15 protein-coding genes and 1 tRNA gene are annotated in these 12,822 nt (G+C 60.0%); 4 read left to right on the top strand and 12 right to left on the bottom strand.

The features are described from left to right. Positions 1–27 precede the first annotated feature (27 nt). Positions 28–252, top strand: coding sequence for a hypothetical protein (locus GOX63_RS04090; RefSeq protein WP_170325214.1), 225 nt, complete (start codon positions 28–30; stop codon positions 250–252). Here the strand turns inward: GOX63_RS04090 and GOX63_RS04085 are convergent. The 8 genes from GOX63_RS04085 to GOX63_RS04050 form a co-directional block, all read right to left on the bottom strand. Continuing rightward, the gene (locus tag GOX63_RS04085; RefSeq protein ID WP_170325213.1) at positions 249–1,328 is read right to left on the bottom strand and encodes a 2'-deoxycytidine 5'-triphosphate deaminase; all 1,080 of its coding nucleotides are present in this window, start codon (positions 1,326–1,328) and stop codon (positions 249–251) included. The genes GOX63_RS04090 and GOX63_RS04085 overlap by 4 nt on opposite strands. Before the next feature lie 61 nt (positions 1,329–1,389). After that, positions 1,390–1,466 (bottom strand) — tRNA-Pro (locus GOX63_RS04080). Positions 1,467–1,528: 62 nt separating this feature from the next. Continuing rightward, on the bottom strand, positions 1,529–2,149 hold the full coding sequence (locus GOX63_RS04075; protein ID WP_170325212.1) for a MerR family transcriptional regulator: 621 nt from the start codon (positions 2,147–2,149) through the stop codon (positions 1,529–1,531). 18 nt (positions 2,150–2,167) lie between these two features. After that, a complete protein-coding gene (ihfA, locus tag GOX63_RS04070) occupies positions 2,168–2,470 on the bottom strand; it encodes an integration host factor subunit alpha (RefSeq protein ID WP_008755922.1) in 303 nt (100 codons plus the stop codon). 96 nt (positions 2,471–2,566) lie between these two features. Continuing rightward, positions 2,567–3,538, bottom strand: coding sequence for a beta-ketoacyl-ACP synthase III (locus GOX63_RS04065; protein ID WP_170325211.1), 972 nt, complete (start codon positions 3,536–3,538; stop codon positions 2,567–2,569). 21 nt (positions 3,539–3,559) lie between these two features. After that, positions 3,560–4,648, bottom strand: a complete 1,089-nt coding sequence (gene plsX, locus GOX63_RS04060; RefSeq protein WP_170325210.1) for a phosphate acyltransferase PlsX — start codon at positions 4,646–4,648, stop codon at positions 3,560–3,562. Positions 4,649–4,671: 23 nt separating this feature from the next. Next, the gene (gene rpmF, locus GOX63_RS04055; RefSeq protein WP_008756996.1) at positions 4,672–4,878 is read right to left on the bottom strand and encodes a 50S ribosomal protein L32; all 207 of its coding nucleotides are present in this window, start codon (positions 4,876–4,878) and stop codon (positions 4,672–4,674) included. Positions 4,879–5,084: 206 nt separating this feature from the next. Beyond that, the gene (locus GOX63_RS04050) at positions 5,085–5,621 is read right to left on the bottom strand and encodes a YceD family protein (RefSeq protein ID WP_170325209.1); all 537 of its coding nucleotides are present in this window, start codon (positions 5,619–5,621) and stop codon (positions 5,085–5,087) included. Positions 5,622–5,706: 85 nt separating this feature from the next. Here GOX63_RS04050 and GOX63_RS04045 point away from each other — a divergent pair, with 85 nt between their 5' ends. From GOX63_RS04045 to GOX63_RS04035, 3 genes are all read left to right on the top strand, one after another. Further along, positions 5,707–6,186: an outer membrane protein assembly factor BamE gene (locus GOX63_RS04045; RefSeq protein WP_170325208.1), complete on the top strand. Its 480-nt coding sequence runs from the start codon at positions 5,707–5,709 to the stop codon at positions 6,184–6,186. A gap of 94 nt (positions 6,187–6,280) precedes the next feature. Further along, the gene (locus GOX63_RS04040) at positions 6,281–7,015 is read left to right on the top strand and encodes a GNAT family N-acetyltransferase (protein WP_170325207.1); all 735 of its coding nucleotides are present in this window, start codon (positions 6,281–6,283) and stop codon (positions 7,013–7,015) included. Between the two features lie 41 nt (positions 7,016–7,056). Next, positions 7,057–8,865 (top strand): ABC-F family ATP-binding cassette domain-containing protein, encoded by a 1,809-nt coding sequence (locus GOX63_RS04035; RefSeq protein WP_254435849.1) that lies wholly within the window; start codon positions 7,057–7,059, stop codon positions 8,863–8,865. Here GOX63_RS04035 and GOX63_RS04030 read toward each other — a convergent pair. The 4 genes from GOX63_RS04030 to tyrS all read right to left on the bottom strand — a co-directional run bounded on the left by GOX63_RS04030 (position 8,862) and on the right by tyrS (position 12,760). Beyond that, a complete protein-coding gene (locus tag GOX63_RS04030; RefSeq protein WP_170544848.1) occupies positions 8,862–9,413 on the bottom strand; it encodes a sugar O-acetyltransferase in 552 nt (183 codons plus the stop codon). The two genes, GOX63_RS04035 and GOX63_RS04030, sit on opposite strands and share 4 nt — an antisense overlap. 9 nt (positions 9,414–9,422) lie before the next feature. Next, positions 9,423–10,178, bottom strand: a complete 756-nt coding sequence (locus GOX63_RS04025) for an SDR family NAD(P)-dependent oxidoreductase (RefSeq protein ID WP_170325205.1) — start codon at positions 10,176–10,178, stop codon at positions 9,423–9,425. Positions 10,179–10,719: 541 nt separating this feature from the next. Then, entirely contained in the window at positions 10,720–11,460 is a 741-nt protein-coding gene (locus GOX63_RS23655) for a hypothetical protein (protein WP_217356181.1), read from the bottom strand. Between the two features lie 46 nt (positions 11,461–11,506). Beyond that, positions 11,507–12,760 (bottom strand): tyrosine--tRNA ligase, encoded by a 1,254-nt coding sequence (gene tyrS / locus GOX63_RS04015; protein WP_170325204.1) that lies wholly within the window; start codon positions 12,758–12,760, stop codon positions 11,507–11,509. Positions 12,761–12,822: the final 62 nt, after the last annotated feature.

The following is a 12,822-nucleotide window of genomic DNA, read 5'->3' as shown; positions in this document are numbered from 1 at the left end:
TTGGACGACAAGAAACGGAGTTGAGCAATGAACGCCAATCGGATCATCGACATGATCGTACGCCAGGTCATGCGCCGCCTTGTCAGCAAAGGCGTGGACAAGGGCTTTGACATGGCCAGCCGCATGGGTGGCAAGTCGGATCAGCCGTCCGGCGGGGGTAACCGCCCGCAAAACAGCGGCCCACGCCCGCCGCAGCACCTGAATCAGGCACAGCGGGTGACCCGCCAAATGCGCCGGTTCATGAAATTCTAACCAACAGCCTTGAAATGCTTGGACAGTTTCAGACCCTGTCCCTGATAGTTTGACGCAATGCCCGCGCCGTAAAGTTGCGTGGGCATTTCTGCCATCTTCTCATAGACCAACCGTCCGACGACCTGGCCATGCTCCAGCACAAAGGGTGCTTCGTGACAGCGGACTTCCAGCACACCGCGCGATCCCGCACCACCGGCTTCGGCATGACCAAAGCCGGGATCGAAGAAACCGGCGTAATGCACCCGGAACTCACCGACCATTGCCAGATAGGGGGCCATTTCCGCAGCGTACATCGGGGGGATGTGAACCGCCTCACGGCTGACCAGGATATAGAATGCACCGGGATCCAGGATGATGCGGCCATCGCGGGTGCGCACCTCTTCCCAGTATTCCTGCGGATCGTATTCGCCAATCCGGTCCAGATCGATCACGCCGGTATGCGGCTTGGCGCGGTATCCAACCAGATCGGTATCGGGCAGTTGCAGATCGACCGAAAAGCCCAGCCCGTCCTGAATCACTGCCGGGCCATCGACCAGCGGCGAATCGTTGTGCAGCGCCGTCAGTTCCGCGTCGCTGAGCACCGCCTGACCCTGACGGAATCGAATCTGGTTCAGCCGCATACCCGGGCGCACCAGAACCGAGAAGGAACGGGGACAAATCTCGGCGTAAAGCGGTCCGGTATAGCCCGCAGGCACACGGTCGAACTCGGTGCCCCCATCGGTGATGGTGCGGGTCAACAGGTCCAGTCGCCCGGTCGAACTTTTGGCGTTGGCTACAGCGGTCACGGTTTCGGGCAGGGCCAGTGATTCCATCAGCGGCACCAGATAGACACAGCCCTTTTCCAGAACCGCACCATCCGAAATGTCGATGCGGTGCATCTCAAACTCGGCCAGACGATCAGCGACCGAGCGCCCTTCGCCCGCCAGAAACGACGCGCGGACGCGGTAAGCCACTGTTCCCAGACGCAAATCAAGGCTGGCGGGTTGAACCTGCGCCGGTATGACCTCGGGGCTGGCGGTGATCTCACCGCGCGCAATCATGCCTTCGATCTGCTGGTTTGGGCATACACCTGTCATTCCGATCCCCCCTGATGCCAGAGCGGGATCTGGCCTGTCTGCCATAAACGTCGGTGTGATTTGGTCGGGCTAGCAGGACTCGAACCTGCGACCTTCCGTCCCCCAGACGGACGCGCTACCAGGCTGCGCCATAGCCCGACGTTGAGGTGTTCATAAAGACTTTCCCGGCAGGGGCAAGAGGAAATCATCGCCTTTTTTTCTTATCCCGCCGATCGGTTTTCAATGCGGTTCAGAACAGCGCGCAGATCCTTTGCCACGGGTGCGATCTGTTTCAGCAACTGGTCGTCAAATTCGGTGCGATTCCACGCCTGCGTTGCGATTCCACCCAGCAGGGGGTTTTCATCCAGGTATTCCGGTTCGGGCTGAGGAGCGGCCTGTTCCGGTACTGCAGGTTTGGCCTGAGGGGCCTCTGCCGCTTGCGGGGGCTTGGATTTAGGTGCGGAATCGCCCAAGTCCAGATCGATCTGTTCGCTGGCCGGGGCTGATTTTGACGTGAAGGGAACAACAACGCTGTCGTTTTGCGGGGTCTCCGGCTCGGCGACCTCATCCAGCCCCTGCGACAGCGCCGCGACATGTGCGACGCCCTGTTCGCGCAGGATGCGTTGAACGCCTTTGATGGTGATCCCGTCCTCGTGCAGCAGCTTTTTGATACCGCCCAGAAGACGCATATCGTTTGGACGGTAATACCGCCGACCCCCGGCGCGTTTAACCGGTTTAACCTGATTGAAACGGCTTTCCCAGAATCGCAGAACATGAGCCTGAACGCCCAGCCAATCCGCAACTTCACTGATTGTGCGAAACGCGTCGGGGGACTTGCTCATGACCTTGCCGCCCTGATCTTACTTGCGGTTCCCTGCCGCGACGCGATCCTTCATCAGGTGCGACGGGCGGAAAGTCAGAACCCGGCGGGGCTGAATCGGGACCTCTTCACCGGTTTTGGGGTTGCGGCCGATCCGAGCGGTCTTGTCCCGAACGCTGAAGGTTCCGAAAGACGAGATCTTCACCTGTTCGCCGCGCACCAGCGCATCGGACATGTGGTTCAGAACGCTTTCGACCAGCTGCGCACTTTCGTTGCGTGACAGGCCAACCTCGCGAAAGACGGCCTCGCTCAGATCCATTCGGGTCAGTGTTTTATCGCCCATACCATTTCCCCTGTTGATACTAAAGAATATGGTGGAGGCAATTTCACTGTCAATATCAATGAATTGCAAGCCTGTGTGTAAGCCGTTTTGCGCCGGTTACCAGCGCAGGACAACCGCACCCCAGGCCAGACCGCCACCGATGGCTTCGGTAACAATCAGATCGCCTTGCTTGATCTGCCCGCGCTGTTTGCCCACGGACAGCGCCAGCGGAATCGACGCGGCAGACGTGTTGCCGTGGTCCTGTACGGTGACAACCACGTTCTCCATCGGCAGGCCCATTTTCTTGGCTGTGCCCTGAATGATGCGGATATTGGCCTGATGTGGCACGATCCAGTCGACATCCGAATTGCCAAGGCCTGCGGTCCCTAGGGCGGTTTCCGCAGTTTTCGTCAATTTTTCAACGGCATGGCGGAAGACCTGATTGCCCTGCATCCGCAAATGACCGGTCGATTGGGTCGACACGCCGCCATCCACATAAAGCAGGTCCTTGTACCGACCGTCCGAGTTGAGATCGGTGGCCAGAATACCGCGGTCATCGGATGTGCCTTCACCCTCTTGCAGTTCAAGAACCAGCGCACCGGCACCGTCACCGAACAACACGCAGGTCGATCTGTCGGTCCAGTCCATGATTCGCGAGAAGGTCTCGGCGCCGATAACCAGGACCCGTTTGGCCTGACCGGACAGGATCAGGGCGTTGGCGTTGCTGAGCGCAAAGACGAACCCGGCGCAGACGGCCTGAACGTCAAAGGCAAAGCCCTTGGTCATGCCCAACCGCGCCTGAACCATGGTGGCCGCAGACGGGAAGGTCAGATCGGCGGTCGAGGTCGCCACGATGATCGCGTCGATATCATCCGCCGTCAGGCCCGCATCGGCCAGCGCAGCCTCGGCCGCATTGGTGGCCAGATCCGAAGTGGTTTCATCCTCGGCAGCAAAATGGCGGCGTTCGATACCCGAGCGGGTCTTAATCCACTCATCCGATGTATCGAGCGTCTTTTCAAATTCGGAATTCGGAACGACGCGCTCTGGCAAATAATGTCCGACACCTACGACAACTGAACGGCCTGCCATGTTGGGGTACTGCCTTTTTTGTTATTCGCCGGCCTTTGGCGGCGTGTGGACGGCATCTTGTGCAAGCTCGGCTGTTGATGCAACCCGTGCCGCCAATTTTTCGGCGAAACCAGACTGGGCCAGAGTAAAGGCCAGCTTGACTGCCGCTGAGACTCCGGTGGCGTCTGCGCCACCGTGCGATTTGACCACAGTTCCGTTGAGGCCAAGGAAAACTCCGCCATTCACACGGCGAGGGTCGATACGTTTCTTCAGGCGGTTCAGCGAGGTGATCGCCAGAACCGAGGCCAGCCGCGACAGGGGCGAATACTTGAACGCCTGGCGCAGAAGATCGCCGATCAGGCTGGCCGTGCCTTCGCCGGTCTTGATCGCGACGTTGCCGGTAAACCCATCGGTTACAATGACATCTGCCTTGTCACCGGGAATGTCGCTGCCTTCGACGAAGCCGACGAAATCGAAATTTGCCTGCTCTGCGAAGTCAGAGATCATCGCGTGCGCCTCTTTCAGCTCGGCGCGGCCCTTGTGTTCTTCGGTGCCGACATTCAGCAGACCGATACGCGGACGTTCCAGCGCCATGCCATTGCGGGCGTAAGAGGCGCCCATCAACGCATATTGTAGCAGATCCTTGGCGTCGGCGCGTACATCCGCACCCACGTCCAGCATCACGTTGAACCCCTGCGGGTTGCGCGACGGCCACAGAATCGCAATCGCCGGACGGTTCACGCCCGGCAATTTACGCAGCCGCATCATCGACAGCGCCATCAGCGCACCGGTGTTACCGCAAGAGACAGCGCCATGCGCTTCGCCTGCACGCACCGAATCCAGCGTCGACCACATCGAGGTCTGTTTGCCGCTGCGAACAACCTGACTGGGCTTGTCCTCCATCGTGACCACATCCGGGCAATCACGAAAAACGACGCGCCCCTGCAGGACACGCCGTTTGGCAACAAGTTTGCGCAGCGTTTGCTCAGGCCCATGCAGGACGAATGCGATATCGGGATTCTTGTCTGCCGATTTGGCAATGCCCGCAACCACGGTTGCGGGCCCCGAGTCTCCGCCCATAGCGTCAACCGAGATGGTAATCCGTCCGGCGTGCGTGGGCTGATCTGTCATGCCTTGCCTGCGCTTTTAAAGGCTTAGGCCGCGTCTTCGTCCAGATCGATTTCGTCGGCCTGTGCGACGACTTCACGATCATCATAGTGACCGCAGGACGCGCACACGTGGTGCGGGCGCTTCAGTTCACCGCAGTTGGGGCATTCGTTCGGGTTTGCAGCAACCAGAGCGTCGTGTGCGCGGCGGTTGTTGCGACGCGACTTGGAAACTTTGTTCTGTTGGACGGCCATGGTCTCAACCTTTGTCTACTGAGGGTCAGCAGATTCGCCGCCGACCGGGTTTCATTCTTCGTTTTTCTCGTGGTTTGACGCGCGTTTAGGGTACGAGCCCTACGTTGTCCAACCCAAATTCCGATGAGCGCGCGAAAATACTGCGATTCTCGACATGTTCAAGCGATTTTTCTGAGCGCCTGCTATGACAGGAAAACAGACCTATGTCACTCGTCTTTTTTCATCGCATCGCGCAAACCTGCCAACCCGGCAAACGGCTTGACGTCTTCGTCGGTCATCGCCTGTTTTCCAGGTTCAGTAAAGTCGGCCTGACCCATTTCGGCGCCTTCTTTGCGCGGGTATTGGGGCAGGGCCAGCGACAGGGCCTCGACCATGACAAGCGCCGGGTCGATCTCGGCACCCAGCTGTTCGGTCTCGTCACCCTCGGGGATTTCGAACTCGGGTTCTTCGGGATCAACCCAATCGGCAATAAAGACGCGCGTGACGGGAATGTCGATGCGGGTGGTCACCGGTTCCAGTGTCACCACGCAGGGCTGAATCACCGTGGCGCCCAGTTTTCCGTTCAACGCCCAATCGCGTTTGCCCTGTGCCCTTACGTCACCCACAAAGCTGACCTTGCGCAGGCCAAGCAGGCCCAGATCGTCCCGGATCGCCTCTAGGGCCTTGCTGTCCGGGCGCAAGTCAAAGGGGGTGGCTGCGTTCTGGGGCAGATCGGCCACCCGCAGAGATGTCTGGTTGCTCATTCGTGACCCTTTCCTGTGTTGAACCGGGGCTGCGGTTTGATGTAAGCGGATAGGGCCCGCACGGGGCCAAGGCAAGAGGGTGTAAATGTTGAAGGTTGTGAACAGGTTGAAACCGGCGTCCAGAACGCTTGTCTTTGCGGCCTGTCTGGCAGCGGCCAGTGCATGTACCCCGGTCTTCAAGAATCACGGATACATCCCACCCCCCGAAGATCTTGCCGAGATCAAAGTGGGGGTCGACACCCGCGACAGTGTGATTGAGGCCGTTGGCGCACCAAGCTCATCCGGTGTGGTCCGCGATTCCGGGTTCTATTATGTGCGATCGCGCGTTCGCCACTATGGACCGAAGAAACCCGAAGTCGTCTCGCGTGAATTGGTGGCGATCAGCTTTGATGATCGGGGCGTCGTTCGGAACATCGAACGGTTCGGGCTTGAGGATGGCATCGTCGTTCCGCTGGACCGCCGCATTACCGAATCGACGATTCAGGGGCAGGGGTTCATCCGACAGCTGTTGGGTAACATCGGCAACTTCAACCCGGCCAACATCCCGGGAGCATCCCAGCAATAAAAGCCACATCTTGATCTGGTCACACGACAGTCACACATACTGTGGTACTGACGCAGCAAGATGTAACGGGTTGGCAACCGCGGAGGATGCAACCATGGCACTATTGCTCGGCAAAGGCCGATATCGCGCCCGTCTGGCGCAATCGCCACAGGATGTGGCGGCTGCGCAGCAGTTGCGTACGCTGGCCTTTGGTACGGATCACACCGATCAGGATGCCTTCGATCCGGTCTGCGCCCATATTCTGGTCGAGGATATGCGTGAGGGCGGGCAACTGGTCTGCTGCTTTCGCATGCTGACCATGGAGAATGGCACCGAGATTGCCCGTAGCTATTCCGCGCAATACTATGACCTTTCCGCGCTGCAGAATTTCGAGGGTCGCATGGTCGAGATGGGGCGATTCTGCATCCACCCCAACTGGACCGATCCGGACATTCTTCGTGTCGCTTGGGGCGCGATGACGGCTTATGTTGATCAGAACGGTGTCGAAATGCTGTTTGGCTGTTCGTCTTTTGCCGGAACCGAGACCGAGGACTATCTGGACGCGTTTGCCATGCTGAAGCATCGGCATCTGGCCCCGAAGCGCTGGCTGCCACGGGTAAAGGCCCCGAATGTGTTCCGGTTCGCCGCGCGTTTGCGTCGCAAACCGGACGCGAAGAAGGCGATGCTGCGGATGCCGCCGTTGCTGCGAACCTATCTGATGATGGGCGGTTGGGTCAGCGATCATGCTGTGGTCGACCGCCACATGAATACGTTGCATGTCTTTACCGGTTTGGAAATTGGCGCGATTCCCCCGGCGCGCAAACGTCTGCTGCGGGCGGTTGCCGGGTAATCACCGTTGACGCCTTGGCCCTGCCGGTTTAGCTGGCGGGCATGGCGAGAATTCCTTTGTTGCAGATGTCTGGTATTTCCCTGACCTTCGGGGGCGAGCCGGTGTTTTCCGAGCTTGATCTGGTGGTTCAACCGGGTGACCGCGTGGCGCTGGTCGGGCGGAACGGGTCCGGTAAATCCACGCTGATGAAAGTGATGGCCAGTCTGGTTGAACCCGATCACGGCGAAATCGTGGTGCCTCCGGGCAAGTCCGTCGACTACATGGAGCAAGACCCGACAATGGAAGGGTTCACCACGCTGGGCGACTATGCCTCCAGCGGGTTGGAGCCGGGTGAGCTTTACAAGGTCGAACGTGCCGGTGAAGGGCTGAAATTTGATCCCTCGCGTGCGGTCGAAACTGCTTCGGGCGGGGAACGGCGACGGGCGGCACTGGCCAAGCTGATGGCCGAGGCACCGGACCTGATGTTGCTGGACGAACCGACCAACCATCTGGATATCGAGGCCATCGCGTGGCTTGAACGCGAGCTGGGATCGACCCGCGCGGCCTTTGTTCTGATCTCACACGACCGCGCGTTTTTGCGCGCGCTGACCCGCGCGACGCTGTGGATCGACCGGGGCGCTGTGCGGCGGCAAGAGCAGGGGTTCGAGGCGTTCGAATCCTGGCGCGACAAGGTCTGGGAAGAAGAGGACCAACAACGTCACAAGCTGAACCGCCTGATCAAGTCCGAGGCCAAATGGGCCGTGGAGGGCATCAGCGCCCGGCGCAAACGCAATCAGGGCCGGGTTCGGGCGCTGCAGGCGCTGCGGGCCGAAAAGGCGGCGCAGATCAAACGGCAGGGTTCAGCCGCAATGGCGCTGGAGGCCGGGCCAAAATCCGGGCGAAAGGTGATTGAGGCCAAGGGCTTGGCCAAGTCTTTTGACGCGCAGCAGATCGTGCGGAACTTTGATTTGCTGGTACAACGCGGCGACCGCGTGGCCTTTGTCGGCCCCAACGGCGTGGGCAAGACGACGCTGCTGAAGATGCTGCTGGGGCAGGAACAGCCGGATGAGGGCTCGGTGTCATTGGGCACCAATCTTGAGATCGCTGTGTTCGACCAGACCCGCGCGCAGCTCGACCCCGAGATGAGCCTTTGGGACAGCCTGACCGGTGACCCCGAGATGCGCGTGTCCGGCAAGGCCGATCAGGTGATGGTCGGGGGTCAGCCCAAACATGTGGTCGGCTATCTCAAGGAATTTCTGTTCGACGAACGACAGGCAAGAGCGGCCGTTAAGTCCCTGTCGGGGGGTGAAAAAGCGCGTCTGCTGTTGGCCAAGCTCATGGCCAAATCCTCGAACCTTCTGGTGTTGGACGAACCGACAAACGATCTGGATGTCGAGACACTCGACCTGCTGCAGGAACTGCTGGACGATTATGACGGCACCGTCCTGCTGGTCAGTCACGACCGGGATTTTTTGGACCGCGTCGCCACCACGACCATCGCGATGGAGGGGAATGGCCGCGCCACTGTCTATGCAGGCGGATGGTCGGACTATATCGCGCAGCGGGGCGATCTTCTTCCGAAGAAGGAAGAAAAAGCAAAAACTTCCAAGCCGAAGGTAAAGCAGGAAAGCCAACCGAAATCCGGCCTGTCCTTCTCGGAAAAGCATCGGCTTGAGAAATTGCCCGCCGAGATCGAACGCCTTGAGGCCGAGATCGGCAAGCTGGAAGAACTCATGTCCGACCCCGAACTCTTCACCCGCGAGCCGGTCAAGTTCCAGAAGGCGACCGAAGCTCTGGTCGAGCGGCAGGAAAAACTGACCGCCGCCGAGGAAGAGTGGTTGACGTTGGAAGAAAAGGCTGAGGGCGCTTAGGGCCGGGGCATCGGTCGGGCAGGGTTGCCCACCACCGTTTCTCCGGCAACGACGCCTTTGGTCACGACACTGCCCGCGCCGATAGTCGCGTTGTCACCGATGGTGATGCCGGGCATCAGGATGGCTCCTCCGCCAACCCAGACGTTCCGGCCTATGGTCACAGGCAGACCGATTTCCAGCCCCTGCGCCCGCTCAGCCGGGTCTTTGGCGTGCTGAGCGCAATAGATCTGAACGTGCGGGCCGAACATCGTGTCGTCTCCGATCCGCACCGGCGCGGTGTCCAGAACCACGCATCCTGCATTGAAATAGACCCGTGCGCCGAGATGGATGTTCATGCCATAGGCGCAGTGGAACGGGGCCTCTAGAAAACAATCACTTCCCGCATCGGCGAACAGGTCTCGCAATTCCGGTGCCATTGCACCGCGGTCATCGGGCGGGCAAGTGTTATGCGCGTGAACTGCGCGCCGAGCTTGCGCGCGCAGGGCGTCCAGTTCCGGGTCCAGGCAGCAATACCGCTGCCCGGCCTGCATTTTCTCCCGCTCGGTCATGTGCCGGATCTACCGCATCCGGAGAGCGCCGTCGATGCGGATGACCTCTCCGTTCAGGTATCCCATTTCGACGATGAACCCGGCCAGCCGTCCGTATTCACTCGGGTCGCCCAAGCGGGCAGGGTTGGGAACGTCAGCGGCCAGTTGCTGCTGCACCTCTTCGGGTAGGCCGGCCAGCATCGGTGTCATGAAAATGCCCGGCGCGATGGTCATCACCCGGACGCCGGTCGAGGCCAGATCGCGCGCCATCGGCAGCGTCATCCCCACCACGCCGCCTTTCGAGGCCGCGTAGGCCGCTTGTCCCTTTTGCCCGTCGAACGCCGCGATCGAGGCGGTGTTGATGATCACCCCGCGCGCGCCGTCGGGCTCGGGGTCGTTCTTGGCCATCTCGGCCGCAGCCAGGCGCGAGACGTTGAAGGTGCCGACCAGATTGATATCGATCGTGCGCTGAAACGCGTCCAGAGGGTGGGGGCCATCTTTGCCGACCGTCTTGATGCCATAGGCAATGCCGGCACAGTTCACCGCGGCCGTGATCCGGCCCATCTTGTCCAACGCATGCGCAATCGCCGCCGCGACCGAGGCTTCGTCTGTGACATCCGTTTGGGCGAAGTGGCCGCCAATCTCATCCGCAACTATGGGGCCGCGTTCAGTGTCGCGATCCAGTATCGTGACCTGCGCGCCGTGTTCGGCAAAATAGCGGGCGGTGGCTTCACCTAGACCCGACGCGCCACCAGTGATGATTGCGGATGAAGTAGATAGTTGCATTAAGGCTGCCTCTCATAATTTTGACACGGTTTTGCCACTTTTCATATGGCGGTGCGGATAGATGTTGTATATTGCAGCTGTAAGCACCGTCACAACTAGTGCCGTGTTTGTTTGTAATGAGTGGTGGCGAGCCCACATTAACGCATCTTTAGCGGGTCCTTACCTGCGCTTCATCTGCGCCTCCCACTTTGTAACCGAAAACCCTGACGCACCTGGGTGTTAAGGCGCAAGGAGTTTAGTGATGCGAATTAAGCGAAAATCCAATGTTTCTGTATTGGTGGTCACTCCGTTCATAGGAGCTTTGATGGTGACTTCCGCGCAAGCGGCGCCAGAGGTCTGTGACGCAAGAACAGCGCGAATTGCAGCCAATAACGGGGACTTTCAGACCCTTTGCGATTGCACGCACGTGACGCCAAGCTTTCTGAAACAATTGCAAAGACGGTCGGACTTCGAATCAACTCTTGCCGCAACTGGTGAACAATGCCCGGGATTGGCCACATTGTTGACAGATTTTGCCACCGGATCGATCGTCACTACGGCTTCACGAGACGGTGAAGATCGAGACGGAGATCAGGTAGGGACCGGGAGTGGTAGCCCTGGTAGCGGCGGCAACAACAGCGGCGGCGGCAACAACGGCGGTGGCGGCAACAACGGCGGCGGCGGCAACAACGGCGGTGGCGGCAACAACGGCGGCGGCGGCAACAACGGCGGCGGCGGTGGTGACAACGGCGGCGGCGGTGGTGACAACGGCGGTGGCGGTGACAACGGCGGTGGCGGTGGCAACGGCGGTGGCGGTGACAACGGCGGTGGCGGTGACAACGGCGGTGGCGGTGGCAACGGCGGCGGCAACGGCAACGGTGGCAACAATGGCGGCCCCGGCAACGGGAACGGAAATAACGGGAACTCCGGCAATGGCGGAGGAAACAATGGTGGATCCGGCCCAGGAACCGGCAACGGCGGCGGCAACAACGGTCAGGGTAATGGCTCTGGCAACGGTGGCGGCGGCTCCGGCAACGGCGGCAGCAATGGTGGAGGCCAAGGCAGCGGCAACGGCAACGGTGGCAACAATGGCGGCCCCGGCAACGGGAACGGAAATAACGGGAACCCTGGTAACGGCGGAGGAAATAACAGTGGATCCGGCCCCGGAACCGGTAACGGTGGCAGCAATAACGGAAACGGGTCCGGTGGCGGTGGTTACGGAAACGGCGGCAGTAACGGCAACTGAATAGGTAGCAATCGCTCGACCCGCGGTGGTTTGAAACCGCAATACGGAAAACGACAACGGCCACCCAATCGGGTGGCCGTCATTCTTTCGGATCGAGTGTAGATCAGCCCAGTTGTACCAGCGCGTGGCGCTTCTTGCCCGCGCTCAGCTTGATCGGAGACGACAACGCTCCTGCGTCGATCATCATCCCGGCATCGGTCAGCGGCGCGTCATCCAGCTTGGCGCCATTCTCGGCGATCAGGCGCTTGGCCTCTTTCCCCGACTTCGCCAGACCCGATTTCACGATGATCTGAACGATGGACATGCCGTCGCCCAACTCATCAACGCTGAGCGTCAGGGTCGGAAGATCGCCCCCAACGCCGCCTTTTTCGAACACTTCGCGTGCCGTGGCTTCGGCGGTTGCCGCGGCCTGAGCGCCGTGGGCCAGGGTAGTCACTTCATTGGCAAGACGGATCTTGGCCTCGTTGATTTCGGACCCTTGCAGCGCACCCAAACGGTCGCACTCATCCACCGGCATTTCGGTGTAGAGCTTCAGGAACCGCCCGACATCCGCATCGGTGGTGTTGCGCCAGAATTGCCAGAACTCATAGGGCGAGCGCATGTCAGCATTCAGCCAGACCGCACCGTCCTGAGACTTGCCCATCTTCTTGCCGTCGCTGGTGGTCAGCAGGGGCGAGGTCAGGCCATAAATCTCGTGATCCAGCACGCGGCGGGTCAGGTCGATACCGTTGACGATGTTGCCCCACTGGTCCGAACCGCCCATCTGCAGAACGCAGCCGTAACGGCGGTTCAGCTCAAGGAAGTCATAGGCTTGCAGGATCATGTAGTTGAACTCGAGAAAGCTCAGCGACTGTTCACGATCCAGCCGCGATTTCACGGATTCAAACGACAGCATCCGGTTGACCGAGAAGTGCCGTCCGATATCGCGCAGAAAGTCGAGGTAGTTCAACTCGTCCAACCACTCGGCATTGTTCAGCATCAGCGCCTTGTTCTCGGCGTCGCTGTCATAGTCGATATAGGCCGAGAACACCTTTTTGATGCCCGCGATGTTTTCGTCGATCTGTTCGGGGCCCAGAAGCGGGCGTTCGTCCGCGCGGAACGACGGGTCGCCCACCTTAGTGGTGCCGCCGCCCATCAGGGTGATCGGCTGGTGGCCGGTTTTCTGGAACCAGCGCAGCATCATGATCTGGATCAGGCTGCCCACATGCAACGACTTGGCCGTTGCATCAAAGCCGATATAGGCCGGCTTGCATCCACTCATCAGCGCTTCGTCAAGGCCCTGATAATCGGTGCAGTCGGCGAGAAAGCCGCGCTCGATCATCGTGGCGATGAAATCCGATTTGGGATGGTAGGTCATATCGTGCCCTTTGGGTTGAAGTTGCGGGCACTGTATAGGGGGCGCGGTGGGTAAGGAAAAGG

The sequence above is a fragment of the Ruegeria arenilitoris genome, from assembly GCF_013031355.1.
Lineage (GTDB): Bacteria > Pseudomonadota > Alphaproteobacteria > Rhodobacterales > Rhodobacteraceae > Ruegeria > Ruegeria arenilitoris_C.
This window is presented reverse-complemented; position numbering and strand designations above follow the sequence as displayed.

Excerpts from the sequence above, each read along its gene's own strand:
- GOX63_RS04035 (WP_254435849.1), top strand. The coding sequence starts at position 7,057 with ATGGCGAGAATTCCTTTGTTGCAGATGTCTGGTATTTCCCTGACCTTC.
- tyrS (WP_170325204.1), bottom strand. The coding sequence starts at position 12,760 with ATGACCTACCATCCCAAATCGGATTTCATCGCCACGATGATCGAGCGC.
- GOX63_RS04030 (WP_170544848.1), bottom strand. The coding sequence starts at position 9,413 with ATGACCGAGCGGGAGAAAATGCAGGCCGGGCAGCGGTATTGCTGCCTG.
- GOX63_RS04090 (WP_170325214.1), top strand. The coding sequence starts at position 28 with ATGAACGCCAATCGGATCATCGACATGATCGTACGCCAGGTCATGCGC.
- GOX63_RS04075 (WP_170325212.1), bottom strand. The coding sequence starts at position 2,149 with ATGAGCAAGTCCCCCGACGCGTTTCGCACAATCAGTGAAGTTGCGGAT.
- GOX63_RS04025 (WP_170325205.1), bottom strand. The coding sequence starts at position 10,178 with ATGCAACTATCTACTTCATCCGCAATCATCACTGGTGGCGCGTCGGGT.
- GOX63_RS04040 (WP_170325207.1), top strand. The coding sequence starts at position 6,281 with ATGGCACTATTGCTCGGCAAAGGCCGATATCGCGCCCGTCTGGCGCAA.
- GOX63_RS04050 (WP_170325209.1), bottom strand. The coding sequence starts at position 5,621 with ATGAGCAACCAGACATCTCTGCGGGTGGCCGATCTGCCCCAGAACGCA.
- plsX (WP_170325210.1), bottom strand. The coding sequence starts at position 4,648 with ATGACAGATCAGCCCACGCACGCCGGACGGATTACCATCTCGGTTGAC.
- GOX63_RS04085 (WP_170325213.1), bottom strand. The coding sequence starts at position 1,328 with ATGACAGGTGTATGCCCAAACCAGCAGATCGAAGGCATGATTGCGCGC.
- rpmF (WP_008756996.1), bottom strand. The coding sequence starts at position 4,878 with ATGGCCGTCCAACAGAACAAAGTTTCCAAGTCGCGTCGCAACAACCGC.
- GOX63_RS04065 (WP_170325211.1), bottom strand. The coding sequence starts at position 3,538 with ATGGCAGGCCGTTCAGTTGTCGTAGGTGTCGGACATTATTTGCCAGAG.
- GOX63_RS04045 (WP_170325208.1), top strand. The coding sequence starts at position 5,707 with ATGTTGAAGGTTGTGAACAGGTTGAAACCGGCGTCCAGAACGCTTGTC.
- ihfA (WP_008755922.1), bottom strand. The coding sequence starts at position 2,470 with ATGGGCGATAAAACACTGACCCGAATGGATCTGAGCGAGGCCGTCTTT.